24 protein-coding genes are annotated in these 23,590 nt (G+C 62.9%); 8 read left to right on the top strand and 16 right to left on the bottom strand.

Annotated features, from left to right (window positions below; all coding sequences use genetic code 11):
- Positions 1 to 262: 262 nt before the first annotated feature.
- From leuS to TU79_RS22920, 5 genes are all read left to right on the top strand, one after another.
- Positions 263 to 2,869: a leucine--tRNA ligase gene (leuS, locus tag TU79_RS22900; RefSeq protein WP_057010121.1), complete on the top strand. Its 2,607-nt coding sequence runs from the start codon at positions 263 to 265 to the stop codon at positions 2,867 to 2,869.
- Between the two features lie 89 nt (positions 2,870 to 2,958).
- Positions 2,959 to 3,564 (top strand): LPS-assembly lipoprotein LptE, encoded by a 606-nt coding sequence (locus TU79_RS22905; RefSeq protein ID WP_057010122.1) that lies wholly within the window; start codon positions 2,959 to 2,961, stop codon positions 3,562 to 3,564.
- Between the two features lie 39 nt (positions 3,565 to 3,603).
- Positions 3,604 to 4,641 (top strand): DNA polymerase III subunit delta, encoded by a 1,038-nt coding sequence (gene holA, locus TU79_RS22910; RefSeq protein ID WP_057010123.1) that lies wholly within the window; start codon positions 3,604 to 3,606, stop codon positions 4,639 to 4,641.
- 98 nt (positions 4,642 to 4,739) lie between these two features.
- Positions 4,740 to 4,904 (top strand): alternative ribosome rescue factor ArfA, encoded by a 165-nt coding sequence (gene arfA / locus TU79_RS22915; protein ID WP_057010124.1) that lies wholly within the window; start codon positions 4,740 to 4,742, stop codon positions 4,902 to 4,904.
- Positions 4,905 to 4,965: 61 nt separating this feature from the next.
- Positions 4,966 to 6,291 (top strand): lytic murein transglycosylase, encoded by a 1,326-nt coding sequence (locus TU79_RS22920; protein WP_057010125.1) that lies wholly within the window; start codon positions 4,966 to 4,968, stop codon positions 6,289 to 6,291.
- Between the two features lie 115 nt (positions 6,292 to 6,406).
- On the opposite strand, the gene TU79_RS22925 is transcribed toward TU79_RS22920, so the two are convergent.
- The 13 genes from TU79_RS22925 to TU79_RS22985 form a co-directional block, all read right to left on the bottom strand.
- On the bottom strand, positions 6,407 to 7,324 hold the full coding sequence (locus TU79_RS22925) for a S66 peptidase family protein (RefSeq protein ID WP_057010126.1): 918 nt from the start codon (positions 7,322 to 7,324) through the stop codon (positions 6,407 to 6,409).
- A gap of 152 nt (positions 7,325 to 7,476) precedes the next feature.
- Positions 7,477 to 8,481 (bottom strand): lipoyl synthase, encoded by a 1,005-nt coding sequence (lipA, locus tag TU79_RS22930; RefSeq protein WP_162276090.1) that lies wholly within the window; start codon positions 8,479 to 8,481, stop codon positions 7,477 to 7,479.
- A 26-nt stretch (positions 8,482 to 8,507) separates the two neighbouring features.
- Positions 8,508 to 9,155 carry a lipoyl(octanoyl) transferase LipB gene (gene lipB, locus TU79_RS22935; RefSeq protein WP_057010127.1) on the bottom strand — a complete coding sequence of 216 codons (648 nt, stop codon included), beginning with the start codon at positions 9,153 to 9,155 and terminating at the stop codon, positions 8,508 to 8,510.
- The gene (locus TU79_RS22940) at positions 9,155 to 9,430 is read right to left on the bottom strand and encodes a DUF493 domain-containing protein (protein ID WP_003237028.1); all 276 of its coding nucleotides are present in this window, start codon (positions 9,428 to 9,430) and stop codon (positions 9,155 to 9,157) included. Before TU79_RS22940 ends, lipB begins: the two co-directional genes overlap by 1 nt.
- Before the next feature lie 85 nt (positions 9,431 to 9,515).
- A complete protein-coding gene (locus TU79_RS22945) occupies positions 9,516 to 10,673 on the bottom strand; it encodes a D-alanyl-D-alanine carboxypeptidase family protein (protein ID WP_057010128.1) in 1,158 nt (385 codons plus the stop codon).
- A 178-nt stretch (positions 10,674 to 10,851) separates the two neighbouring features.
- Positions 10,852 to 11,862, bottom strand: a complete 1,011-nt coding sequence (locus TU79_RS22950; protein ID WP_057010129.1) for a septal ring lytic transglycosylase RlpA family protein — start codon at positions 11,860 to 11,862, stop codon at positions 10,852 to 10,854.
- On the bottom strand, positions 11,862 to 12,872 hold the full coding sequence (gene mltB, locus TU79_RS22955) for a lytic murein transglycosylase B (RefSeq protein WP_057010130.1): 1,011 nt from the start codon (positions 12,870 to 12,872) through the stop codon (positions 11,862 to 11,864). Before mltB ends, TU79_RS22950 begins: the two co-directional genes overlap by 1 nt.
- Positions 12,873 to 12,889: 17 nt before the next feature.
- Entirely contained in the window at positions 12,890 to 13,993 is a 1,104-nt protein-coding gene (gene rodA, locus TU79_RS22960; RefSeq protein ID WP_057010160.1) for a rod shape-determining protein RodA, read from the bottom strand.
- Positions 13,994 to 14,024: 31 nt separating this feature from the next.
- A complete protein-coding gene (gene mrdA / locus TU79_RS22965; protein ID WP_057010131.1) occupies positions 14,025 to 15,923 on the bottom strand; it encodes a penicillin-binding protein 2 in 1,899 nt (632 codons plus the stop codon).
- A 15-nt stretch (positions 15,924 to 15,938) separates the two neighbouring features.
- Positions 15,939 to 16,406, bottom strand: a complete 468-nt coding sequence (gene rlmH, locus TU79_RS22970; protein ID WP_003176297.1) for a 23S rRNA (pseudouridine(1915)-N(3))-methyltransferase RlmH — start codon at positions 16,404 to 16,406, stop codon at positions 15,939 to 15,941.
- A 9-nt stretch (positions 16,407 to 16,415) separates the two neighbouring features.
- Positions 16,416 to 16,910, bottom strand: a complete 495-nt coding sequence (rsfS, locus tag TU79_RS22975; RefSeq protein ID WP_003237041.1) for a ribosome silencing factor — start codon at positions 16,908 to 16,910, stop codon at positions 16,416 to 16,418.
- A gap of 69 nt (positions 16,911 to 16,979) precedes the next feature.
- A complete protein-coding gene (gene nadD, locus TU79_RS22980; protein WP_003237043.1) occupies positions 16,980 to 17,624 on the bottom strand; it encodes a nicotinate-nucleotide adenylyltransferase in 645 nt (214 codons plus the stop codon).
- The gene (locus TU79_RS22985) at positions 17,624 to 18,889 is read right to left on the bottom strand and encodes a glutamate-5-semialdehyde dehydrogenase (RefSeq protein ID WP_057010132.1); all 1,266 of its coding nucleotides are present in this window, start codon (positions 18,887 to 18,889) and stop codon (positions 17,624 to 17,626) included. Before TU79_RS22985 ends, nadD begins: the two co-directional genes overlap by 1 nt.
- Before the next feature lie 175 nt (positions 18,890 to 19,064).
- Here TU79_RS22985 and TU79_RS22990 point away from each other — a divergent pair, with 175 nt between their 5' ends.
- Positions 19,065 to 19,748, top strand: a complete 684-nt coding sequence (locus TU79_RS22990; RefSeq protein WP_057010133.1) for a DNA-3-methyladenine glycosylase — start codon at positions 19,065 to 19,067, stop codon at positions 19,746 to 19,748.
- 116 nt (positions 19,749 to 19,864) lie between these two features.
- The gene (locus tag TU79_RS22995; RefSeq protein WP_057010134.1) at positions 19,865 to 21,181 is read left to right on the top strand and encodes a bifunctional DedA family/phosphatase PAP2 family protein; all 1,317 of its coding nucleotides are present in this window, start codon (positions 19,865 to 19,867) and stop codon (positions 21,179 to 21,181) included.
- Here the strand turns inward: TU79_RS22995 and TU79_RS23000 are convergent.
- The 3 genes from TU79_RS23000 to TU79_RS23010 are packed head-to-tail and all read right to left on the bottom strand — an operon-like array spanning position 21,175 to position 22,858.
- The gene (locus TU79_RS23000) at positions 21,175 to 21,768 is read right to left on the bottom strand and encodes an LON peptidase substrate-binding domain-containing protein (protein ID WP_057010135.1); all 594 of its coding nucleotides are present in this window, start codon (positions 21,766 to 21,768) and stop codon (positions 21,175 to 21,177) included. The two genes, TU79_RS22995 and TU79_RS23000, sit on opposite strands and share 7 nt — an antisense overlap.
- A gap of 23 nt (positions 21,769 to 21,791) precedes the next feature.
- A complete protein-coding gene (locus TU79_RS23005) occupies positions 21,792 to 22,508 on the bottom strand; it encodes an LrgB family protein (protein WP_057010136.1) in 717 nt (238 codons plus the stop codon).
- The gene (locus tag TU79_RS23010; RefSeq protein ID WP_057010137.1) at positions 22,505 to 22,858 is read right to left on the bottom strand and encodes a CidA/LrgA family protein; all 354 of its coding nucleotides are present in this window, start codon (positions 22,856 to 22,858) and stop codon (positions 22,505 to 22,507) included. The genes TU79_RS23005 and TU79_RS23010 overlap by 4 nt, the downstream gene beginning before the upstream one ends.
- 186 nt (positions 22,859 to 23,044) lie before the next feature.
- On the opposite strand from TU79_RS23010, the gene TU79_RS23015 reads away from it, so the two are divergent.
- Positions 23,045 to 23,500, top strand: a complete 456-nt coding sequence (locus TU79_RS23015; protein ID WP_057010138.1) for a MaoC family dehydratase — start codon at positions 23,045 to 23,047, stop codon at positions 23,498 to 23,500.
- Positions 23,501 to 23,590 lie beyond the last annotated feature (90 nt).

The following is a 23,590-nucleotide window of genomic DNA, read 5'->3' on the forward strand; positions in this document are numbered from 1 at the left end:
CCCCTCACCTCATTAAAGATAAGACTCGCTCCCCACTCAACAGCGTAGCCCCCGTGGCCGGGCCTGCCTGACGCCGCGACAGACGGCCTGGCCTGCGCAATCAGGGTTTCCCTCGATAGAGTGGGGTCATGTATGCTACGGCGCTTCCTGTAACTCCACTTCCCGCCGGGTTTGGGCACGGACGCGCCACTTTTTGGTGTCGCTCGACTTGAACGCTGTACCGAAGAGGATTAGGCCACCCCTATTCAGTTCAAAAGTAGCCATGCACGAACAATATCAGCCCCGTGAAATCGAAAATGCCGCCCAAACCTTCTGGGACGCGCAAAAGTCCTTTGAAGTCAGTGAACAGCCAGGCAAGGAGACTTACTACTGCCTGTCGATGTTCCCTTACCCCAGCGGCAAGCTACATATGGGGCACGTGCGTAACTACACCATCGGCGACGTGATCTCGCGCTACCAGCGCATGCTCGGCAAGAACGTCCTGCAACCCATGGGTTGGGACGCCTTCGGCATGCCGGCGGAAAACGCCGCGATGAAGAACAACGTGGCGCCCGCCAAGTGGACCTACGAAAACATCGCCTACATGAAAACCCAGCTGCGCAGCCTGGGCCTGGCGGTGGACTGGTCCCGTGAAGTGACCACGTGCAAGCCGGACTACTACCGCTGGGAACAATGGCTGTTCACCCGCCTGTTCGAAAAAGGCGTGATCTACCGCAAGAACGGCACCGTGAACTGGGACCCGGTCGACCAGACCGTACTGGCCAACGAGCAGGTGATCGACGGTCGCGGCTGGCGTTCCGGCGCGGTCATCGAAAAGCGCCAGATCCCGATGTACTACTTCAAGATCACCGCCTACGCCGACGAGCTGCTGTCGAGCCTCGACGACCTGCCGGGCTGGCCTGAACAGGTCAAGACCATGCAGCGCAACTGGATCGGCAAGTCCAAGGGCATGGAAGTGCAGTTTCCGTACCACGTCGAGTCCATCGGCGAAGCGGGCGCACTCAAAGTCTTCACTACCCGCCCGGATACCCTGATGGGCGCGACCTACGTCGCCGTGGCCGCCGAACACCCGCTGGCCACCCAGGCCGCACAGAACAACCCCGAGCTTGCGGCGTTCATCGCCGAATGCAAGGGCGGCAGCGTGGCCGAAGCCGACGTCGCCACCCAGGAGAAGAAAGGCCTGCCGACCGGGCTGTTCGTCGAGCACCCCCTCACCGCTGAAAAACTGCCGGTCTGGGTCGCCAACTACGTGCTGATGCACTACGGCGACGGCGCCGTCATGGCTGTGCCGGCGCACGACGAGCGTGATTTCGAATTTGCGATCAAATACAGCTTGCCGATCAAATCGGTGGTGCGTACCAGCGCCGGCGACACCAACCCTGCCCCGTGGCAAGACGCCTATGGCGAACACGGCGAGCTGATCAACTCCGGCGAGTTCGACGGCCTGGACTTCGCCGGCGCCTTCGACGCCATTGAAGTGGCGCTGATCAAGAAAAACCTCGGGGCCTCGCGCACCCAGTTCCGCCTGCGCGACTGGGGCATCAGCCGCCAGCGCTACTGGGGCTGCCCGATCCCGATCATCCATTGCGACACCTGCGGCGACGTGCCGGTGCCGGAAGACCAGTTGCCGGTCGTGCTGCCTGAAGACGTGGTGCCAGATGGCGCAGGTTCCCCGCTGGCCCGCATGCCCGAGTTCTACGAGTGCGTCTGCCCCAAATGCGGCGCGCCGGCCAAGCGTGAAACCGACACCATGGACACCTTCGTCGAGTCCTCGTGGTACTACGCCCGCTACGCCTCGCCGCACTATGAAGGCGGCCTGGTGGAAAAATCCGCAGCCGACCACTGGTTGCCGGTGGACCAGTACATCGGCGGTATCGAACACGCCATCCTGCACCTGCTCTACGCGCGCTTCTTCCACAAGCTGATGCGTGACGAAGGCCTGGTGAGTTCCAATGAGCCGTTCAAGAACCTGCTGACCCAGGGCATGGTGATCGCCGAGACCTACTATCGCCGCGAAGCCAATGGCGCCTACACCTGGTTCAACCCGGCGGACGTGGAACTGGAGCGCGACAGCAAGGCCAAGGTGATCAGCGCCAAACTGAAATCCGACGGCCTGCCGGTGGAAATCGGCGGCACCGAGAAAATGGCCAAGTCCAAGAACAACGGCGTCGACCCACAATCGATGATCGACCAGTTCGGCGCCGACACCTGCCGCCTGTTCATGATGTTCGCATCGCCACCGGACATGAGCGCCGAATGGTCCGACTCCGGCGTCGAAGGCTCGCACCGCTTCCTCAAGCGCGTGTGGCGCCTGGCCCACGCCCATGTCAGCCAGGGCCTGCCCGGCAAACTGGACGTGGCCGCGCTGAGCGACGAGCAGAAGGTCATTCGCCGCAGCACCCACCTGGCGATCAAGCAAGCCGGTCAGGATGTGGGCCAGAACCACAAGTTCAACACCGCCATCGCTCAAGTGATGACACTGATGAACGTGCTGGAAAAAGCCCCGCAAGCCACCGAGCAGGATCGCGCGCTGATTCAGGAGGGCCTGGAAACGGTTACCCTGTTGCTCGCCCCGATCACGCCGCACATCAGCCATGAGTTGTGGCACCGGTTGGGCCACAGCGAAGCGGTGATCGATGCGCGCTGGCCGGTGCAGGATGACAGCGCGCTGGTGCAGGACACGTTGCAACTGGTGATCCAGGTCAACGGCAAACTGCGCGGCCAGATCGACATGCCCGCCAGCGCCAGCCGCGAAGAGGTTGAGGCGGCGGCGCGGGTCAACGAGAACGTGCTGCGCTTTACCGAAGGCCTGACGATCCGCAAAGTGATCGTGGTGCCGGGCAAACTGGTCAATATCGTCGCCAGCTAAATCGGATCGGCGCGAGGCTCAAGCCTTGCGCCGAACTAAACCTTCAGGGCCTGGATAGGGCCCGCCTGGTTTCAAGGGGAGCAACAAAAATGATCAAACGCAATTTGCTGGTGATGGGCCTTGCCGTGCTGCTGAGCGCATGCGGTTTCCAGTTGCGCGGCACCGGCACCAATGAACTGGCGATCAAGGAATGGGACGTCAGCGCCCGCAACGCCTACGGCGAGACCGTGACGCAATTGCGTCAGGTCCTGGAAAGCAGCGGCGTGCACATCTACACCGGCGCGCCCTACAAGCTGTTCCTGGCCGACGAGCGAGACACCCAGCGTAACCTGAGCTACGCCAGCGCCGGCCGTGCCTCGGACATCGAGCTGAGCACCGAGCTGACCTTTGAAATCCAGGGCCGTGACAAGCTGCCCTTGATGGGTGACAAGATCCAGGTGCAGAAGGTCGTCAGCCACGACGGCAATAACCTGGTAGGTTCTGACTCGCAAATCATTCAGGTGCGCAAGGAAATGCGGCGTGATCTGGTCCAGCGCATGGTCCTGCGCCTGTCGTTGCTGACTCCGCAACAGCTTGAGACGTTGCAGCAGCGCGCTGACGACAAGGCCAAGGCCGACGCCGATGCCCTGAAAGCGGCGCAAGAGTACGAAAACAACACGCCGAAACAATCGCCTGTTGAAGTCCCTGTCGAGTAAGCCAGAGGGGGCGCCCCAGGCGCCCCGTTCGCCCCGCCTATGAAACTCGCCCCCGCCCAACTCGCCAAACACCTGCAAGGTGGCCTTGCGCCTGTCTACATCGTCAGCGGCGATGACCCGCTGCTGTGCCAGGAAGCGGCGGACGCCATTCGCAGCGCCGCACGCCAGCAAGGCTTCGATGAGCGCCAGGTGTTCAGCGCCGATGCCAGCTTCGACTGGGGCACGCTGCTGCAAGCCGGCGCCAGCATGTCGCTGTTTGCCGAAAAACGCCTGCTGGAACTGCGCCTGCCCTCGGGCAAGCCCGGTGACAAGGGCGCGGCGGCGCTGATGGAATACTGCGCACGGCCGGCCGAAGACACGGTCTTGCTGATCAGCCTGCCCAAGCTCGACGGCAGTGCGCAGAAAACCAAGTGGGGCAAGGCGCTGGTGGAAGGCGCGCAGACGCAGTTCATCCAGATCTGGCCGGTGGACAGCAACCAGTTGCCGCAGTGGATTCGTCAACGCCTGTCCCAATCAGGGTTGTCGGCGACGCAGGACGCTGTGGAGCTGATCGCCGCGCGGGTCGAGGGTAACCTGCTGGCCGCCGCTCAGGAGATCGAAAAGCTCAAATTGATGGCCGAAGACGGACAGATCACCGTCGAAACCGTGCAAGGTGCGGTGGCCGACAGTGCGCGCTTTGACGTGTTCGGGCTGGTGGATGCCATCCTCAACGGTGAGCCGGCCCATGCCCTGCGCATGCTTGAAGGCTTGCGCGGCGAAGGGGTGGAGCCGCCGGTGATTCTGTGGGCCCTGGCCCGGGAGCTGCGGGTACTGGCCAATATCGCCCTGCAATACAGCCAGGGCACGCCGCTGGACAAATGCTTCAGCCAGGCCCGCCCACCGGTGTGGGACAAGCGCAAGCCACTGATGAGCAAAGCCCTGCAACGGCACACGGCGCAACGCTGGACGCAATTGTTGCTCGAGGCACAGCGTATCGATGCGCAAATCAAGGGCCAGGCGGCGGGCTCGCCGTGGATGAGCCTCAGCCGTTTGTCGCTGTTGATGGCCGGCCAGCGCCTGACACTGCCCGCCGAGTAACCCACACTTTGCGCTATGTTTACAATTTTCAGGCTTTACAGCGCGGTGGCTTCGGCAGATTATTTGCGCCGTTCCATCACCCATCGAGCGCATCCAACATGAGCAAAAAGCCATCCAAAAATGGCCCCAACAAGGCCAAATCCATCATCGCCCAGCCACTGTTCCGCAGCCGACAGGAACGCGCCGGCAAGGGCAAAGGCAGCTACCGCCGCGAAGCCTTCCAGTCTGACAGCTGGGAGGCTTCTTACTTTCTGGCTGCCTGAAGGCAAGCGCCCCTCCGGCATGATAAGGTCTGCACTTGATTTGTAACCCCTGGACCTGTGCATGCCCTCTAGTCTTTCCCGTCGTTGGCACCTGCGCCAATTGATCGCTGCCTCCAGCCTCATTCTGCTTGTCGCCTGCGCCGAGAAACCCACCGCCGCCGACGCCCAGCCCCTGCCGAAAATCCAGACCGTGCCGGCCGTTGCGCCTGCCGTGGTTGCACCTTTGGCCGTGGACAATCTTGATATCCAGCCCACCCAGACCTTTGCCGAATGGCAGGCCGGGTTCCGCGTGGACGCGCTGAAAGCCGGAATCACACCCGCCGTCTTCGATAATGCGTTCGCCAACGTCACCCCCGACATGGCGGTGATTCGCGCCGACCGCAGCCAGCCGGAGTTTTCCCGCCCGGTGTGGGAGTACCTCGACAGCGCCCTGTCGGCGGTGCGCGTGCGCAATGGCCAGGCGCTGCTGATCAAGTACGCCGATATCCTGCAGAGCATCGAGCAACGCTATGGCGTCGACCGCCAGGCGCTCGTCTCGGTGTGGGGCATGGAGAGTAATTTTGGCGCGTTCCAGGGCAATAACTCAGTCATCCGCTCCCTGGCCACCCTGGCCTATGAGGGCCGCCGCCCGGCCTTTGCCCAGGCGCAATTGCTCGCCGCGCTGCAGATCATCCAGCATGGCGATATCCAGGCCGACCAGATGAAAGGTTCCTGGGCCGGCGCCATGGGTCAGACCCAATTTATCCCGACCACCTACAATACCCACGCCGTGGACTTCGATGGCGACGGCCGCCGCGATATCTGGAACAGCCCGGCCGACGCCCTCGCCTCCACTGCGCATTACCTGCAAAGCTCCGGCTGGCAGAAAGGCCAGCCGTGGGGTTTCGAGGTAAAACAACTGCCGACCAACTTCGATTACGCCCTGGCCGACGGCAGCGTGCGCAAGAGCGTGGCCGAATGGCTGAGACTCGGCATTCAACTGCCACCGGGAGCAAGCATGCCGCCCAACGTCGACCCGCTGTCCGCCGCCCTGCTGCTGCCAGCCGGTTACCGTGGCCCGGCGTTCCTGGTGCTGGATAACTTCCGCGCGATCCTCAAGTACAACAACTCCTCTTCCTACGCACTGGCGGTTGGCCTGTTGTCGGAGCGGTTCGGTGGCGGGGGTGTGATTCGGGGGGACTGGCCCAAGGATGAATTGCCGCTGAGCCGATCCCAGCGCATCGACCTGCAGGCAGCGCTGACCGCCAAGGGCTATGACGCGGGTAACCCGGACGGGATTATCGGGGCGAACACGCGCAAGGCGATTCGCGCGGCGCAGCAGGCATTGGGCTGGCCGGCGGACGGGTACGCGACGGTGAAGTTGCTGGAGTCTCTGCAGAACCGCTAGATTCGCTTATGGCGAATACCGTCATCGGGAGCAAGCCCCCTCCCACCTTTGAACTGTGAATACATTCAACGTGTGGGAGGGGGCTTGCTCCCGATGACGGCACGCCAGGCAACCCTTATTTAAAGACCACATCCTGCTCCAGCACCACCCGCTGCTCCCCCGCATCCAGGCGAACCACTGCGCCCAGCGGCAACGTCAGGTTGGGATCGCAGTGCCCGCTACGCCAGCCGGCCAGTACCGGAATGCCCAGCGGTTCGAAGGTCTGCTTCAACAGCCGCGCCAACGCCATGCTGTCCACCCCTGCCACATCCCCCACCAATACACCGGCCACCTGCGCCAGCTTGCCGGCCAGACGCAAGTGCGTCAGCAGGCGGTCGATGCGGTAGATCGGCTCGTTGATGTCCTCGATAAACAGGATGATGCCTTGCGCGTCGATTTCAAACGGCGTGCCCATCACTGCGGCGATCATCGACAGGTTTCCACCCTGCAAGCGCCCACGGGCGATGCCCGGCTCAAGGGTGGTCAGCGGGAAGGCCACCGGGTGCGCCAACTCGCTGCCGACGCCCAACTGGCCGCGCAGCAAGTTGAACAACGACGACTCGGTGGGTGGCTGTTTGTCGCCCAGCAGATCGGCATTGAGCATCGGCCCGTGGAAGGTCACAAAGCCCGCATACCGGTTGATCGCCAGGTGCAAGGCGGTGATGTCGCTGTAGCCGACAAAGGGTTTGGGGTTGGCGCGCAGCAGGCCGAAATCCAGGCTGTCGAGTAGACGTGGCGTGCCGTAGCCGCCGCGCAGGCAGAAGATGGCATCGATATCGGGGTCGGCGAAGGCGGCATGGAGGTCGGCGAGGCGGGTTTTATCGCTGCCGGCGAGGTAGCCGTCGCGTTCATACACGCCGGGGTAGATGCGCAGCTCGTAGCCACGATTGCGCATCCATTGTTCGGCTTTTTCCACGTCCAGCGCGGCGGGGCCGGCCGGGGCGATCAGGGCGATGGTGCCTTCGGGGCGCAGTGCGGGTACGGCGGCGTTCATCCATGTTCTCCATGCAAAAAGTGGGAGGGCGCGTGCTCCCGATGGCGGTGTGACAGTCAATACATCAGGTGACTGAAACACCGCTATCGGGAGCACGCCCCCTCCCACATTGGCCCTTGCTGCACTTCAGGCCTGCGGTGTGACTCAGCGCTCTAGGCGGAAACCAGGCTGGCCTTGACCAGTTTGGCCTGCTCGTCGGCGTGGTACGACGAACGTACCAACGGGCCCGACGCCACGTTCTTGAAGCCCATCTTGTAGCCTTCCTCGGCGAACCAGGCGAAGACGTCCGGGTGCACGAAACGCTGCACCGGCAAGTGGCTGCGCGACGGTTGCAGGTATTGGCCAAGGGTCAGCATGTCGATATCGTGTTCGCGCATGCGCTTCATGACTTCGATCACTTCTTCGTCGGTTTCGCCCAGGCCCAGCATCAGGCCGGATTTGGTCGGGATGTGCGGCATCATCTGCTTGAATTTCTGCAGCAGGGTCAGCGACCACTGGTAGTCCGAACCCGGACGCGCGGCCTTGTACAGGCGCGGCACGGTTTCCAGGTTGTGGTTGAACACATCCGGCGGCTCGGCGGCGGTGATTTCCAGCGCCACGTCCATGCGGCCACGGTAGTCCGGCACCAGTGTTTCGAGCATCACGTTCGGCGACAGCTTGCGGATTTCGCGGATGCAGTCGGCAAAGTGCTGGGCACCGCCGTCACGCAGGTCGTCGCGGTCCACCGAGGTGATCACCACGTATTTGAGTTTGAGGTCGGCGATGGCGATGGCCAGGCTTTCCGGCTCGTTCACGTCCAGCGGCTTCGGACGGCCGTGGCCCACGTCGCAGAACGGGCAGCGACGGGTGCAGATGTCGCCCATGATCATGAACGTGGCGGTGCCGCCGGAGAAGCATTCGCCCAGGTTCGGGCAGGACGCCTCTTCGCACACGCTGTGCAGCTTGTGTTTGCGCAGCAGGGCCTTGATACGGTCGACTTCCGGCGAAACCGGGATGCGCACGCGGATCCAGTCGGGTTTCTTCGGCAGTTCGGTGGTGGGAATGATCTTGACCGGGATGCGTGCAACCTTCTCGGCGCCACGCAGCTTGACGCCGGCTTCCACCTTGGCACGCGGGGCCGGGGCCGGACGCTCGGTGATGTCCAGCGTCGGGATCATGGTTTGCACTGCATCAGTAGTCATAATCAGTCGATTCCGCCCGTGAGGGTCGTCTGCTCAGCATAGTCGAGGTGTTTGACGAGCTGCGCGCGCAGCCGGGCACTTACCTCGGCAAATTTAATCGGTGTGGCGTGTTCGCTCAGTTGCGTCATCGCAAGCCCCGCATAACCACAGGGGTTGATGCGACGAAATGGCGCCAGGTCCATGTCCACATTCAGGGCCAGGCCATGAAAGGAACAGCCATGGCGGATGCGCAACCCCAGCGAGGCGATTTTCGCGCCGTCCACGTACACGCCGGGTGCATCGGGCTTGGCTGCGGCGCTCACGCCATAACTGGCCAGCAGCTCGATCAGGCAAGTCTCCATGCGGCTCACCAGGTCGCGCACGCCAAACCCCAGCTTGCGCACATCCAGCAGCAGGTAAGCCACCAGTTGGCCGGGACCATGGTAAGTCACTTGGCCACCTCGGTCGACCTGCACCACTGGAATATCACCCGGCACCAGCAGGTGCTCGGCTTTGCCGGCCTGGCCCTGGGTGAACACCGGCGGATGCTCCACCAGCCAGATTTCATCCGGGGCCGAAGTGCCGCGCTCGTTGGTGAAGCGCTGCATGGCATGCCACACGGGCTCATAGGCCATCTGGCCAAGCTCGCGAAAGCCCAGGACTGCGGGCATCACAACACCATGTGCACGAAGCCGGTGGCCCGTAGTTCACTGTTGATGTCGTAGAGCTGTTCCTGGCCGGTCGCAACGATGTGCAACTGGATCGTGGTGTATTTACCGTTGGTGCTCGAACGCTCGTCCACCCGGTTGTCGTTGATCGTCGCGTGTTTACGCACGATCTCGAGGATCTTGTCCTTGTTGCCTGCACCGGTATCGCTGATCACCTTGACGGGATAGTCCGTCACCGGGAACTCGATCTTTGGCGCCTTTACTTCTTTATCGGTCATGGCAGAACAGCCTCGCAAGCGGTAAGCCGTGGCGACGGGCAAAGCCCCGCGTCGGATCAACGCGGGGCTTTGCAGGTGCGCACAATCAGTTGAACAAGCCGTAGAAGAATAGACGGATGCTATCCCACACGCGGCGGAAGATACCACCTTCGTCGACGGCGTCGAGCGCGATCAGGTCGGCGCTGTGCACCACCTTGTCGTCCAGCTTCACTTCGACTTTACCGATCACATCGCCCTTGGCGATAGGCGCAACCAGTTGCGGGTTCATGGTCATGCTGGCAGCCAGTTTCTTCAGCTGGCCTTTAGGCATGGTCAGGGTCAGGTCGTCGGCCAGGCCGGCCTTGACCTGGGAGGTCGCGCCCTTCCACACCGGTGCGGTCGCAAGCTCGGCGCCCTTCTGGTAGAACGTCTGGGTTTCGAAGAAACGGAAGCCGTAGGTCAGCAGCTTTTGCGTCTCGGCCGCACGGGCCTGCTCGCTGTTGGTGCCGAATACCACGGCGATCAGGCGCTGGCCATCACGAACAGCGGACGACACCATGCAGTAACCGGCTTCGTCGGTATGGCCGGTTTTCAGGCCATCGACGGTCTTGTCACGCCACAGCAACAGGTTGCGGTTGGGCTGCTTGATGTTGTTCCAGAAGAATTCCTTCTGGGAGTAGATCGCATAGTGCACAGGGTCGACGCGGATGATCGCGCGAGCCAGGATCGCCATGTCGTGAGCCGACGAATAGTGCTCCGGGTTCGGCAGGCCGGTCGGGTTCATGAAGTGGCTGTTGGTCATGCCCAGGTCGCTGGCGGTCTTGTTCATCATGTCGGCGAACGCGTCTTCGCTGCCGGCGATGTGTTCGGCCAGGGCCACGCTGGCGTCGTTACCCGACTGGATAATGATGCCGTGCAGCAGGTCGCTCACGGTGACTTGCGAGCCGACCTTGATGAACATCCGCGAACCGCCGGTACGCCAGGCGTTTTCGCTGACGGTGACCGGATCGTTCTCGCCGATCTGGCCGCGACGGATTTCCAGGGTCGCGATGTAGGCGGTCATCAGCTTGGTCAGGCTGGCGGGCGGCAGGCGCACATCACCGCCGTTCTCGACCAGCACGTTGCCGCTGGCGGCATCCATGAGGACCCAGGCCTTGGCGGCCAGTTGCGGGGAAGCCGGCACCATTTCAACCGCCCAGGCGGCCGGGGTGATGATCAGCGAGATAAGCAGGCACGTGCGTTTGGCTAAGGTGGTGATGTTCATCCGTCTCTCGAAATTGCGTATGGAAACTTGCCCTCGCGGGCAAAACTTATTCAGACAGCCCGTTGCCAGACTGTCGCGTGTTCGATTGCCTGCTCACCCCTTGCCCCTGGGTTTTTGTTGTTCAACGAGCCAGCAACCAGGGTTCGAGCCCCGCAGGAGCCTGAACCTTCAATCGGGATTATTCGGCGGTGACCAGCTTGGGCTGCCCCAGGTTGGCCAGGCGTACGCTGTTCTGCACCTGCGCGACCTCGCTCGGCGAGCCGATCGGGCCCATGCGCACGCGGTGCAGGGTCTGCTGGTTACGCACGATGGAACTGATGAATACCGGCGCGTTGACCATGCCACTGAGCTTGGACCTTAACAGTTCTGCCGCATCCGGGTTGGCGAAAGCGCCCACCTGCAGGAATTGCCCGCCGGCCATGGACGCGCCAGGTGCGGCATGGGGCACGACCACGGTGTCCGGGGCGTGCTGCGCAGGCGGTGGCGTCCACTGTTCGATCTTGCCGGTGGAGGCAGTCACTTGCGGCTGCACGGTGCGCGGCTCGTTGAGCATCAACGGCGCCGGTTTGCCACGCTGGGCCCAGTATTGGGCCGGGTCGATGCCTTCGACCTTGACCCGCGCGGTGCCGGTTTCGGCATAGCCGAGTTTCTTCGCAGCGGCATAGGACAAGTCGATGATACGGTCGGAGTAGAACGGCCCACGGTCGTTGACCCGCAGGATCACCGTGCGGTTGTTGTCCAGGTTGGTCACCCGCACATAGCTGGGCAGCGGCAATGTCTTGTGGGCCGCGCTCATGCCGTACAGGTCATAGACCTCGCCATTGGCGGTGTTCTGACCGTGGAACTTGGTGCCGTACCAGGACGCCGTGCCCGACTGGACGTAGGTTTTGGAGTCCTGCAGCGGGAAGTAATTCTTGCCCAGCACGGTGTAGGGGTTGGCCTTGTAGGGGCCGGTGTGCAGGGTCGGCGTGGCATCCGGGATCTTCGACACGTCCACGTCCCACCACGGCGCGCCGTCCTTGTGCGCACGGTTGATGTCCAGGCCCGGCTGAGCGCGGACGATTGCGCCACCGGCCTTGGGCACCGGCCCACGACTGGTGGGGGTGGACGTGGAACAACTGACAACCAGCAAGGACAACGCGGCAAACGCCACCAGCTTGAGCGGTTTATGGAACGGCGATGCCCGCATTACTTGGTGCCCCGTGCTTGGACCAGCATGTCTGACAGCTGATGCACGGCCATGGCGTACATCACACTGCGGTTATAACGCGTGATTGCGTAAAAATTCTGCAGGCCCATCCAGTATTCAGGGCCGTTTTCGCCTTCGAGGCGGAACGCCGTCACCGGCAGTTCGTCGCCCGGCGCATTCTGACTCGACCAGCCCAGCGCCCGCAACTCCCCGACCGTCTTGACCGGCTCGATGCCTTGGGTCAAACCTTCGTCGACGCGTTCGCCGCTGACATCGGCGCGCACCACCACGGGCTCGCCGGCCACCCAGCCATGCTGCTTGAAGTAACTGGCCACGCTGCCAATGGCATCGTCCGGATTGCTCCAGATATTGATGTGGCCGTCGCCGTCAAAATCCACCGCGTAGGCGCGAAAGCTGCTCGGCATGAATTGCGGCAGGCCCATGGCACCAGCGTAGGAGCCCTTGAGGGCCAGCGGGTCGACCTGCTCTTCGCGGGCCAACAGCAGGAACTCGCGCAGCTCCTTGCGGAAGAAGTCGGCGCGCGGCGGGTAATCGAAGCCCAGGGTCGACAAGGCATCAATCACCCGATAATTGCCGGTATTGCGCCCGTAGAAGGTTTCGATACCGATGATCGAGACAATCACCTGGGCCGGCACGCCGTACTCCTGCTCGGCGCGGGCCAGTGTCGCCTCGTGCTGACGCCAGAAGTCCACGCCCCGGGCCACGCGGGCATCGGTGAGGAACATCGGTCGATATTCCTTCCACTGCTTCACGCGTTCGGCCGGGCGCGAAATGGCGTCGAGGATCGCCTGTTTCTTCTGCGCCTCCCGGAACACGCCCATCAGCTGTTCACCGGCGAAACCGTAGTCGCGGGTCATTTCGCCGACAAATTCGGCGACCTGGGGAGAGCCATCGTAGTCACCGGCCTGCGTCTCCTGCGATGCACCCAGCAGCCCGATCAGGCCCATCCAGGATGCATGCCGAGTCGCCCAGCCGCGCATTACTTGCATTGACATCTTCACCTTATTCAAACCTGTGCGATCCATTTGCGATGCGTATGAATCGACATCAAAACCCCAAACGCTGACAGCAATGTCACCAGCGAAGTTCCACCGTAGCTAATGAACGGCAACGGCACCCCTACCACCGGCAGCAGGCCACTGACCATACCGATGTTGACGAAAACGTAAACAAAAAAAGTCATGGTCAAGGCGCCGGCGAGCAATTTGCCGAACAGCGTCTGGGCCTGCGCGGTGATCACCAGGCCACGCCCGATCAGCAGCAAATAGATCAGCAGCAGCGCACAAATGCCCACCAGGCCGAACTCTTCGCCCAGCACCGCGATAATGAAGTCGGTGTGGCTTTCGGGCAAAAAGTCCAGATGCGACTGGGTGCCCAGCAACCAGCCCTTGCCGAACACGCCACCGGAACCGATGGCGGCCTTGGACTGGATAATGTTCCAGCCGGTGCCCAGCGGGTCGCTTTCCGGGTCGAGGAACGTGAGGATCCGCTGCTTCTGATAGTCGTGCATGAAGAAGAACCACATCGCCACCGCCACCGGCACCGCAGCCGCCAGCACGCTGAGGATCCAGCGCCAGCGCAGGCCACCCATGAACAGCACGAAGGCGCCACCGGCGAGGATCAGCAACGAGGTGCCGAGGTCGGGCTGGCGCACGATCAGGATGAACGGGATGCCGATCAGGATCAGGCTGATGCCCACGTGCTTGAGCTGCGGCGGCAAGGTGCGTTTGGACAGATACCAGGCAATGGTGGCCGGCATCAGGATCTTCATGAATTCCGACGGCTGGAAGCGAATCACCCCGGGAATGTTGATCCAGCGTGTCGCGCCCATGGCGTTGTGGCCCATCACGTCCACCACCACCAGCAGCAACACCCCGGCGACGTACCCCAGCGGTACCCAGCGCGCCATGAAGCGTGGCTCCAACTGCGCGATCACCACCATCGACAACAGGCCCAGGCCGAACGAGGACGCCTGCTTGATCAGCAAGTCCCAGTCCTTGCCGCTGGCCGAATACAGCACGAACAGGCTGCCGGCCGCCAGGGTCAGCAGCAGGATCAGCAGCGGGCCATCAATGTGCATGCGCTGCAGCAACGTCGCGCGACGACGCATCACGTCCTCGCTGGAGAGGATGCGGTCAAAATTACTCTTCACGGGCCGTCACCTCGGGAGTGGAAGGGGGGCCGCCATACTCGGGCTTGAGCCGGCCGTCATCGGCCAGCAGCCAGGCGTCCATGATCTGGCGCACCACCGGCGCAGCCACACCGGAGCCGGATTCGCCGTTCTCGACCATCACCGCCACCACGATTTTCGGAGCATCGGCCGGGGCAAAGCCGACAAACAAGGCGTGGTCGCGGTGACGCTCCTGGACCTTGCTGCGGTCATACTTTTCGCCCTGCTTGATCGCCACCACCTGCGCCGTGCCGCTCTTGCCGGCAATGCGGTACTGCGCGCCAAGCGCGGCCTTGCGCGCGGTGCCCCGGGCGCCGTGCATCACCTGCTGCATGCCGTGATTGACCTTGGCCCAGTCGGACGGGTCGCGCAGCACGATGTCGGGAATCGGGTTTTCATCCACCGGCTTTTCGCCCTCGATGGTCCGGGCCAGGTGCGGGCGGTTCCAAATGCCTTTGTTGGCCACCAACGCGGTGGCCTGGGCCAGTTGCAGCGGGGTGGCCTGCATGTAGCCCTGGCCGATGCCGAGAATCAGGGTTTCCCCCGGGAACCACGCCTGGCGACGGGTCGCGCGCTTCCATTCACGCGATGGCATCAGGCCAGGGGATTCTTCGAACATGTCCAGGGAGACTTTCTGGCCGAGGCCGAACTTGCCCATGTAGGCCGCCAGACGGTCGATCCCCAGCTTGTGGGCCAGGTCGTAAAAGTAGGTGTCGTTGGAGCGCATGATCGCGGTGTCCAGATCGACATAGCCGTCACCGGTGCGGTTCCAGTTGCGGTATTTGTGGTCGTAGTTGGGCAGCATGTAGTAGCCCGGGTCGTACACACGGCTGGAAGCGGTGACCACGCCCGCGTCCAGGCCGGCAATCGCCACCGCCGGCTTGATGGTCGAGCCGGGCGGGTACAGGCCGCGCAGCACGCGGTTGAACAGCGGTCGGTCGATGGAATCACGCAACTCGGCGTAGGCCTTGAAGCTGATGCCGGTCACGAACAGGTTGGGGTCGAAGCTCGGCTGGCTGACCATCGCCAGCACCTCGCCAGTGTTCGGGTCGAGGGCCACCACCGCGCCGCGGCGACCGCCCAGGGCCATTTCGGCGGCTTCCTGCAGCTTGATGTCCAGGCTCAGCACGATGTCCTTGCCGGGCACCGGGTCGGTGCGCTTGAGCACGCGCAGCACGCGGCCTCGCGCGTTGGTTTCGACTTCTTCGTAACCCACCTGGCCGTGCAGCTCGGGCTCGTAGAAGCGCTCGATGCCGGTTTTGCCGATATGGTGGGTGCCGCTGTAATTGACCGGGTCGAGGCTTTTGAGCTCTTTCTCGTTGATGCGCCCCATATAACCGACCGAGTGGGCAAAGTGCGGCCCCTGCGGATAATGACGCACCAGCTGCGCCACCACTTCCACGCCGGGCAGGCGGAACTGGTTCACCGCGATACGCGCGATCTGCTCTTCGGTCAGCTCGAACAAAATCGGCACCGGCTCGAACGGCCGGCGCCCCTGCTTCATGCGTTTTTCGAAGATCACCCGGTCTTCCGGCGTCAGTTGCAGCACCTCGACGATCACATCGAGCACCTGCTGCCAGTTGCCGGAGCGCTCGCGGGTCATGCTCAGGCTGAAGCTGGGGCGGTTATCGGCAACCACCACGCCGTTGCGGTCGAAAATCAGCCCACGGGTCGGCGGGATCGGCTGCACATGCACGCGGTTGTTTTCCGACAGCGTGGAGTGATAGTCGTATTGGATCACCTGCAGAAAATACAGGCGCGCGACCAGCACGCCGATCAGCCCCACCACCAGAAACGCACCAAACACGACACGAGCGCGTACCAGACGTGCGTCTTTCTCGTGGTCCTTGATGCGGATCGGCTGAGTCATCGGGCGCGGCGCAGATTATTTGTGGTACGGGTGCCCGGACAGGACTGTCCAGGCGCGATACAGCTGTTCACCGATCAGAATCCTTACCAACGGGTGCGGCAACGTCAGCGCCGACAGCGACCAGCGCTGATCGGCCCGCGCACAGACTTCCGGCGCCAGCCCTTCAGGGCCACCGACCATGAAGTTGACCGTGCGCGAATCCAGACGCCAGCGGTCCAGTTCCACCGCCAGTTGCTCGGTACTCCAGGGCTTGCCGTGCACTTCGAGGGTGACGATGCGCTCGTTGGGGCCGACCTTGGCCAGCATGGCTTCGCCTTCCTGACGGATAAAGCGCGCCACGTCGGCATTCTTGCCCCGGGTGTTGAGCGGGATTTCCACCAGCTCAAGCGACAGCTCGGCGGGCAGACGCTTGGCATATTCATGCCAGCCTTCTTCCACCCACTTGGGCATGCGTGAACCGACAGCGATCAGACGCAGGCGCACAGCCGTTCCTTATTCCTGGTCTTTGTTGAGCTTGTCGAAGTGCGCGTGGCCCACTTCCGGGCTGTGGTGCTTGCCATCGGCGGCACGGCTCTGCTCGGCGCCTTTCCACAGGCGCTCCAGGTCGTAGAACTGGCGGGCGTTGGAGGTCATCATGTGAACGATTACGTCGTCCATGTCCAGCAGCACCCAGTCGCTGTCGCCCTTGCCTTCTTCACCCAATGGCTTGACGCCCTGGGCTTTGACGGCTTCGCGGACCTTGTCCAGCATCGCGCCGATCTGGCGGTTGGAGGTACCGGTGGCGATGATCATGTAGTCGGTGATGCTCTGCTTGTCGCGCACGTCCAGCACCTGGATGTCCTGGGCCTTCACGTCTTCGAGCGCGGCAACCGCGACTTTCACCAACTCTTCGCCAGCCAGCTCCGGGCCAACGTGGGCTTCAACCGGCAGCGGGGCGCTTTTGAAGGTGCCTTTGCGCTTAACTTTGCTTACGTCTTTGTTCGTCATAAAAAACTCGTTTTGCTCATATGTTCGGGCGCTTGCTGCACGACGGTTCGTGCGGTCAAGCGCGCCTTTTCAGTTCGACGCACGGTAAAGCCCGTGCGCATCGATGTAGGCCAGGACCGCGTCAGGCACCAGGAAACGTACCGACTTCCCGCTGGCCAGCAGTTGACGGATCTGGGTGGCAGACACCGCAAGCGGGGTCTGCCAGACGAATGCAATATTCCCGTTCGGCCCGGTCAGGGCCAAGGGGTCACTTACCGACCGCGCGGCCAGCAGGTTGCGCAGGGCATCCGGCGGTTCGCTGTCGGCATCCGGGCGTTGCAGCACCAGGATGTGGCAATGCTGGAGGAGCTCCTCCCAGCGATGCCAAGAGGGCAGGCCGCAAAATGCGTCCCAGCCCAAAAGCAGAAACAACTGGTCATCAGCGGCCAGCTCGGCGCGCATCAGCTCCAGGGTGTCGACAGTGTAGGACGGTTTATCGCGCTTGAGTTCACGGTCGTCCACCACCAGCGGTGCGATGCCTTCCACTGCCACGCGCACCATTTCCAGGCGCTGCTGCGGCGACACTTGCGGCATGTCGCGATGGGGCGGCCGCGCGTTGGGCATCACCCGCATCTCGTCCAGCCCGAGCGCATCGGCCACCTCAAGCGCACTGCGCAAATGGCCGATGTGCACGGGGTCGAAGGTGCCGCCGAGCAGCCCGATGCGTTTAGCCATCAAGTGCGCACGTGACCGTCGCCGAACACTACGTACTTCTCGCTGGTCAGGCCTTCCAGGCCGACCGGGCCGCGTGCGTGGAGTTTGTCGGTGGAGATGCCGATCTCCGCGCCCAGGCCATATTCGAAGCCGTCGGCAAAGCGCGTGGAGGCGTTGATCATCACCGACGCGGAATCCACTTCGGTGAGGAAACGCCGGGCATCGCTGAAATGCTCGGAGACAATAGCGTCGGTGTGCCTGGAGCCATATTTATTGATGTGTTCGATGGCCTGGTCCAGGTCGTCGACGATGCGGATCGACAGGATGGGCGCCGTGTACTCGGTGTACCAATCTTCTTCGGTGGCCTCGATCACGTCCGCGCCCAGCAGCGCACGGGTGCGCTCGCAACCGCGCAGTTCCACGCCCTTGTCGCGGTAGATGGCAGCCAGCGGCGGCAGCACGCGCTCGGCAATGCCGGCGTGCACCAGCAGCGTCTCCATGGTGTTGCACGGGGCGTAGCGATGGGTCTTGGCGTTGTCGGCGATGCGGATCGCCTTGTCGAGGTCGGCGGCCACGTCGATGAACACGTGGCACACGCCGTCCAGGTGCTTGATCACCGGCACCCTGGCCTCGCGGCTGACGCGCTCGATCAGGCTCTTGCCACCGCGTGGCACGATCACGTCGACGAACTCGGGCATGGTGATCAGCGCGCCGACGGCCGCGCGGTCGGTGGTTTCCACCACCTGCACCACTTCGGCGGGCAGCTCGGCCACGGCCAGGCCCTGCTGGATGCACGCGGCAATGGCACGGTTGGAATGGATGGCCTCGGAACCGCCACGCAGGATCGTGGCGTTGCCGGACTTGAGGCACAGGCTTGCGGCGTCAATGGTCACGTTCGGACGCGACTCGTAGATGATGCCGATCACGCCCAGGGGCACGCGCATCTTGCCGACCTGGATGCCGGACGGCAGGTAGCGCATATCGCGGATTTCACCGATGGGGTCAGGCAGCTTGGCCACCTGACGCAGGCCTTCGATCATGTCGTCGATACGTGCCGGGGTCAGCGCCAGGCGGTCCAGCAGGGCCGGTTCCAGGCCATTGGCGCGGCCGTTGGCCAAATCCTGTTCGTTGGCGGCGGCCAGCTCTGCGCGCGCGGCATCCAGCGCATCGGCGGCGGCCAGCAGGGCACGGTTCTTCTGCGCAGTGCTCGCACGGGCGATCAACCGCGAGGCCTGGCGGGCTGCGCGACCCAGGCGGGTCATGTAGTCGAGAACGGACTCAGTCATGGTCAGGGAGACTTGGCCAAAGAGGAAAGCGGCAGATTATAGCTGTGACGCCGCCCGACTGACAGCGGTGAGGGGCGGATGGTCGAAATGAACTGTAAAAAACGGGTGTTCAGCGGTAATTAAGCGGGGAGTTGTTATTATTCGGTCACATTTACCTGCATTCCCCTGACCTCTTATGCCCAGTGTGACCCCGCAACTCCCCGCCAGCGCCCTGCCCGACCGCTTCTTCGACCGTGACGCGCAAGTGCTCGCACGGGATCTGCTCGGAAAAGTCATACGCCATCGCGTGGGCGATCTCTGGCTTTCTGCGCGAATTATTGAAACCGAAGCCTATTACGTGGCCGAAAAAGGCAGTCATGCGTCACTCGGCTACACAGAAAAGCGTAAGGCTTTGTTTCTGGATGGTGGCCATATCTACATGTATTACGCCAGGGGCGGCGATTCGCTGAACTTCAGCGCCCATGGCCCGGGCAACGCGGTGCTGATCAAGTCGGCCTATCCGTGGGTGGATGAAATCTCCGGCCCCGCCAGCCTGGCGCAAATGCTGCTCAACAACCCGAACCCCGACGGCAGCCCGCGCGCCTCGCAAAAACTTTGCGCCGGCCAGACGCTGCTGTGCAAGGCCCTGGGGCTGAAGGTGCCGATGTGGGACGCCAAGCGGTTCGACCAGGAATTGCTCTATGTGCAGGACGTGGGGCAGACGCCCACGCAGATTATCCAGACCACCCGCCTGGGCATCCCGAGCGGGCGCGATGAGCACCTGATGTACCGTTTCGTCGATGCAGGCTATGCGCCTTATTGCACGCGGAACCCGCTGCGCCGCGGCCAGGTCGAAGGCCGGGATTATTTTTTGATTTGAGCCAATGGGGCATGAACGCCCATATCGCCGCAGGCCCTTTGTGGGAGCGGGCAAGCCGCTCCCACAGTTGATCTTCCAGTGTTCCGGATTACGTAGTGCAAGAGGGAGTGGAGTGTATGGGCCAATGGCTCGATAGCATTACCGGCTGGCTGACCGTGAACCCGCAGTGGCTGGCCGTGGCGGTGTTTATCGTCGCATGCGTGGAGTGCCTGGCGATTGCCGGGCTGATCGTGCCGGGCACGGTGTTGCTGTTCGCCATTGCCGCGCTGGCCGGCAGCGGCGCGTTGTCGCTGAGCGAGACGTTGCTGCTGGGGTTTCTCGGCGGGCTGCTGGGCGACGGTGTTTCCTACTTTCTGGGTCGACATTTCCACCAGAATATCCGGCGCCTGCCCGGCTTGCGTCACCACCCGGAATGGATGAACGGCGCCGAAACCTACTTCCACAAATACGGCATCGCCAGCCTGCTGGTCGGACGTTTCATCGGCCCCTTGCGCCCGATGCTGCCGATGGTGGCCGGCATGTGCGACATGCCCTTCCCGCGCTTCGCCGTCGTGAGTGTTGTCGCGGCGGCCGGCTGGTCGGTGGCCTATCTGCTGCCGGGCTGGGCGACCGGTGCCGCGTTCCGTCTGCCACTGCCGGAAGGCTTCTGGCCGGAGGCGGCAGTGGTGGCCGGGTGCCTGGCCGTCTTGCTGGGCCTGAGTTTGAACAGCAGCCTGCGCGGCCATCGTCGCGCAACGCTGTGGATCGGTTGCGCGAGCCTGGTGCTGCTGATCGCAGTGTTTATCGGCTACCCACACCTCAATCACTTCGATCAGGGCCTGAGCGCGCTGGTGCAGGAGCATCGCAGTGCTTGGCTGGACGAGGTGATGGTGCGAATCACGCAACTGGGCGAGTTCAAAAAGATGTTCGTCGCCAGCGCCGTGTTTACCGGCCTGCTGCTGTTGCTGCGACAGTGGCGCCATGCGCTGTTCGTGGGTGCCACGCTGGCCGGCGCGGCGGTGATCAATACCGGCACCAAGCTGTTTTTTGCCCGTGGCCGCCCGGAAATTCTCACCGACCCGCTCACCAGTTTCAGCATGCCCAGCGGCCACGCGTCCGGCGCCTTCGCGTTTTTCCTCGCGCTGGCGGTGCTGGCAGGGCGCGGCCAGCCAACGCGGCTGCGCCTCACCTGGATGCTGATGGGCTGCATTCCAGCCGCCTTCATCGCGCTGTCACGGGTATACCTTGGCGCCCACTGGCCCTCGGACATCCTCGCTGGCACGCTGCTGGCCATGACCGTCTGCGCATTCAGCCTCACGGCCAGCGAATACCGCAGCCCGCTGCCGGCCATGTCGCGCAGAATCTGGTGGCTGCTGCTGCCGGCGCTGGTGGCGGTGATGAGTTTTATCGCCCTCACCGGCACCTCCCACGCCTTGCTGCGTTATGCCTATTGAGTGAACAGTTCGCCCTGCAACTCGTCGAGCAGCATCTGGATCGCATCCAGGCGCTGCTGCGGGTCGTCGACTTGCAGCAGGTCGATCTTGTCCGCCTCGGTGAACGGCAATAAATAGGCGAGCTGATTACCCAGCGCCTGCTGGCCCTCGGCATGGCCGCCCATGTCCAGGGAGGCGACCATCGGGTGCTCGGCCAGGGCCTGGAGCAGGGCCAGCAGGTCGGCGTCCTCTTCTTCGAGCGGCAGGTCCGGTTGCTCGTCCAGCCATTGCACGTCGGCCACCAGCAACTGGTCTTTCTGCACCCCCGCTTCACGTACGCGAAATCTGCGCCCGCCTTCGACGCGAATCCCCAGCAGGCCGTTTTCCTGCTGCTTGAAGTCGCGAATCAACGCCTCGCAGCCGATCAGCGCGTAGCCATCCGGCGCCATGCCGACTTCCCGGCCGTCGAGGATGCACACCACGCCGAAGCTTTCGCCCTTTTTCATGCAGCGGCTGATCATGTCCAGGTAGCGCGCCTCGAACAGCTGCAGGTCGAGGGTGCAGCCGGGGAACAGCACGGTATTGAGCGGGAACAGCGCCAGACTCATAAAGGTTTCCTTCATACCTGGGTTTAAACAATCACCGACACGGCCAACGGCAAAAACACCGCCGTGGCCACGCCCATCAGACTCATGGCCAGCGCCGCAAAGGCACCGCACTCTTCACTTTCCTGCAAGGCCACCGAGGTGCCCACGGCGTGGGCGGTGAGGCCCAGCGCCATGCCGCGTGCCTCGGGGCTGTGCACACCGAGGCGCGTCAGGTAGGCCGGGCCGATCATGGCGCCGACCACGCCGGTGATCAGCACAAACACTGCCGCCAGCGCCGCCACGCCGCCGATCTGCTCGGCCACCAGCATGGCAATCGGCGAGGTCACCGACTTGGGCGCCATGGTCATCAGCATCCGGTGTTCGGCACCGAACCACTCGCCCAGCAGCAGGCACAGGCCGGTGACCAACACCCCGCCCAACACCAGCGCCGTGAAGATCGGCCAGAACAACTGGCGAATCCGCCGCAGATTCAGGTAGAGCGGCACCGCCAGCGCTACCGTGGCCGGGCCCAACAGGACGCCCATGATCTCGGTGCTCTTGCGGTATTCGGCGTAGCTGAGGCCACAGGTGAGCAGCACGCCGATCACCAGCAGCATGGAGACCAGCACCGGTTGCAGAAAGATCCAGCGGGTTTTCTCGAACCCGGCCAGCACCAGTTGATAAGCGCCCAGGGTAATGCCGATGCCGAACAGCGGGTGATGGATGACGGACGTCCACGCGCCGTGCCAGTCGACGATCATTGATCCTTCTCCTTGCGCTTGACCATCTGCTGCATCAATACCCCGACGAACCCCATGGCGATCACCAGCGACACCACCAGCGCACCGATGATGGCCCAGAAGTCAGCGGCAATCTCGCTGGCATACACCATCACGCCGACGGCGGGCGGCACCAGCAGCAGCGGCAGGTAGCGCAACAGGCTGCTGGCCGCCAGGTTCAACGGCTCGCCGACTTCGCCGCGCCAGATCAGAAAACCCAGCATCAGCAACAGGCCGATGATCGGCCCCGGCAATACCGGCAACAGCAAATGATTGAGCGCGGTGCCGATCAATTGGAACAGCACCAGCCAGGTCAGACCCCGTAACAACATCCGCTTTCTCCCCCGTCAAAGCTCGCCCGCATTATAAGCATGTCAGGTCTATACACCGGCATTCGCCATAAGCATGGTGGATTGACCGGGCAGTAGGGCCGTGATGATCTACATTGGTGCTCTGCAATCCAGAAAAACGCCCCGATGACCGGGCGGATAAAACCCGCTGAACCCAGGAGAGACGCAATGCCCCATGTACCTGTAGCGCAGCTCAAAGATCACATCGGCAAGGAACTGGGACGTTCCGAATGGCTCACCATCGACCAGGCCCGTATCAACCTGTTCGCAGAAGCCACGGGCGATTACCAGTTCATCCATATCGACCCGATCAGGGCCGCGCAGACTCCGTTCGGCAGCACCATCGCCCACGGTTTTCTATCACTGTCGCTGATGCCCAAATTGATCGAAGACATCATGCTCGTGCCCGAAGGCCTGAAAATGGCGGTCAACTATGGCCTGGACAGCGTGCGTTTCATCCAGCCGGTGAAGGTCGACTCCAGGGTGCGTCTGGCGGTTACCCTGACCGATGTTACCGAGAAAAAGCCTGGCCAGTGGCTGCTCAAGGCCACCTGCACCCTGGAAATCGACGGCCAGGAAAAACCTGCCTACATTGCCGAGTCGCTTTCCCTCTGCTTCGTGTAAGGCCCTGCCTGGGGTGAGGCGCTAAACCTCGCCACAGCGTATGTAAATTTATGTATCAATCGCGCGGCTGCGGCATACTCGGCGCTCAAT

Origin of the sequence: Pseudomonas trivialis, assembly GCF_001439805.1 — a bacterium.
GTDB lineage: Bacteria > Pseudomonadota > Gammaproteobacteria > Pseudomonadales > Pseudomonadaceae > Aquipseudomonas > Aquipseudomonas trivialis.

Bases quoted from the DNA above. Each gene is read 5' to 3' on its own strand.
- leuS (WP_057010121.1), top strand. From the start codon at position 263: ATGCACGAACAATATCAGCCCCGTGAAATCGAAAATGCCGCCCAAACC.
- TU79_RS22905 (WP_057010122.1), top strand. From the start codon at position 2,959: ATGATCAAACGCAATTTGCTGGTGATGGGCCTTGCCGTGCTGCTGAGC.
- holA (WP_057010123.1), top strand. From the start codon at position 3,604: ATGAAACTCGCCCCCGCCCAACTCGCCAAACACCTGCAAGGTGGCCTT.
- arfA (WP_057010124.1), top strand. From the start codon at position 4,740: ATGAGCAAAAAGCCATCCAAAAATGGCCCCAACAAGGCCAAATCCATC.
- TU79_RS22920 (WP_057010125.1), top strand. From the start codon at position 4,966: ATGCCCTCTAGTCTTTCCCGTCGTTGGCACCTGCGCCAATTGATCGCT.
- TU79_RS22925 (WP_057010126.1), bottom strand. From the start codon at position 7,324: ATGAACGCCGCCGTACCCGCACTGCGCCCCGAAGGCACCATCGCCCTG.
- lipA (WP_162276090.1), bottom strand. From the start codon at position 8,481: ATGATCCCGACGCTGGACATCACCGAGCGTCCGGCCCCGGCCCCGCGT.
- lipB (WP_057010127.1), bottom strand. From the start codon at position 9,155: ATGCCCGCAGTCCTGGGCTTTCGCGAGCTTGGCCAGATGGCCTATGAG.
- TU79_RS22940 (WP_003237028.1), bottom strand. From the start codon at position 9,430: ATGACCGATAAAGAAGTAAAGGCGCCAAAGATCGAGTTCCCGGTGACG.
- TU79_RS22945 (WP_057010128.1), bottom strand. From the start codon at position 10,673: ATGAACATCACCACCTTAGCCAAACGCACGTGCCTGCTTATCTCGCTG.
- TU79_RS22950 (WP_057010129.1), bottom strand. From the start codon at position 11,862: ATGCGGGCATCGCCGTTCCATAAACCGCTCAAGCTGGTGGCGTTTGCC.
- mltB (WP_057010130.1), bottom strand. From the start codon at position 12,872: ATGCAAGTAATGCGCGGCTGGGCGACTCGGCATGCATCCTGGATGGGC.
- rodA (WP_057010160.1), bottom strand. From the start codon at position 13,993: ATGCGTCGTCGCGCGACGTTGCTGCAGCGCATGCACATTGATGGCCCG.
- mrdA (WP_057010131.1), bottom strand. From the start codon at position 15,923: ATGACTCAGCCGATCCGCATCAAGGACCACGAGAAAGACGCACGTCTG.
- rsfS (WP_003237041.1), bottom strand. From the start codon at position 16,910: ATGACGAACAAAGACGTAAGCAAAGTTAAGCGCAAAGGCACCTTCAAA.
- nadD (WP_003237043.1), bottom strand. From the start codon at position 17,624: ATGGCTAAACGCATCGGGCTGCTCGGCGGCACCTTCGACCCCGTGCAC.
- TU79_RS22985 (WP_057010132.1), bottom strand. From the start codon at position 18,889: ATGACTGAGTCCGTTCTCGACTACATGACCCGCCTGGGTCGCGCAGCC.
- TU79_RS22990 (WP_057010133.1), top strand. From the start codon at position 19,065: ATGCCCAGTGTGACCCCGCAACTCCCCGCCAGCGCCCTGCCCGACCGC.
- TU79_RS22995 (WP_057010134.1), top strand. From the start codon at position 19,865: ATGGGCCAATGGCTCGATAGCATTACCGGCTGGCTGACCGTGAACCCG.
- TU79_RS23000 (WP_057010135.1), bottom strand. From the start codon at position 21,768: ATGAGTCTGGCGCTGTTCCCGCTCAATACCGTGCTGTTCCCCGGCTGC.
- TU79_RS23005 (WP_057010136.1), bottom strand. From the start codon at position 22,508: ATGATCGTCGACTGGCACGGCGCGTGGACGTCCGTCATCCATCACCCG.
- TU79_RS23010 (WP_057010137.1), bottom strand. From the start codon at position 22,858: ATGTTGTTACGGGGTCTGACCTGGCTGGTGCTGTTCCAATTGATCGGC.
- TU79_RS23015 (WP_057010138.1), top strand. From the start codon at position 23,045: ATGCCCCATGTACCTGTAGCGCAGCTCAAAGATCACATCGGCAAGGAA.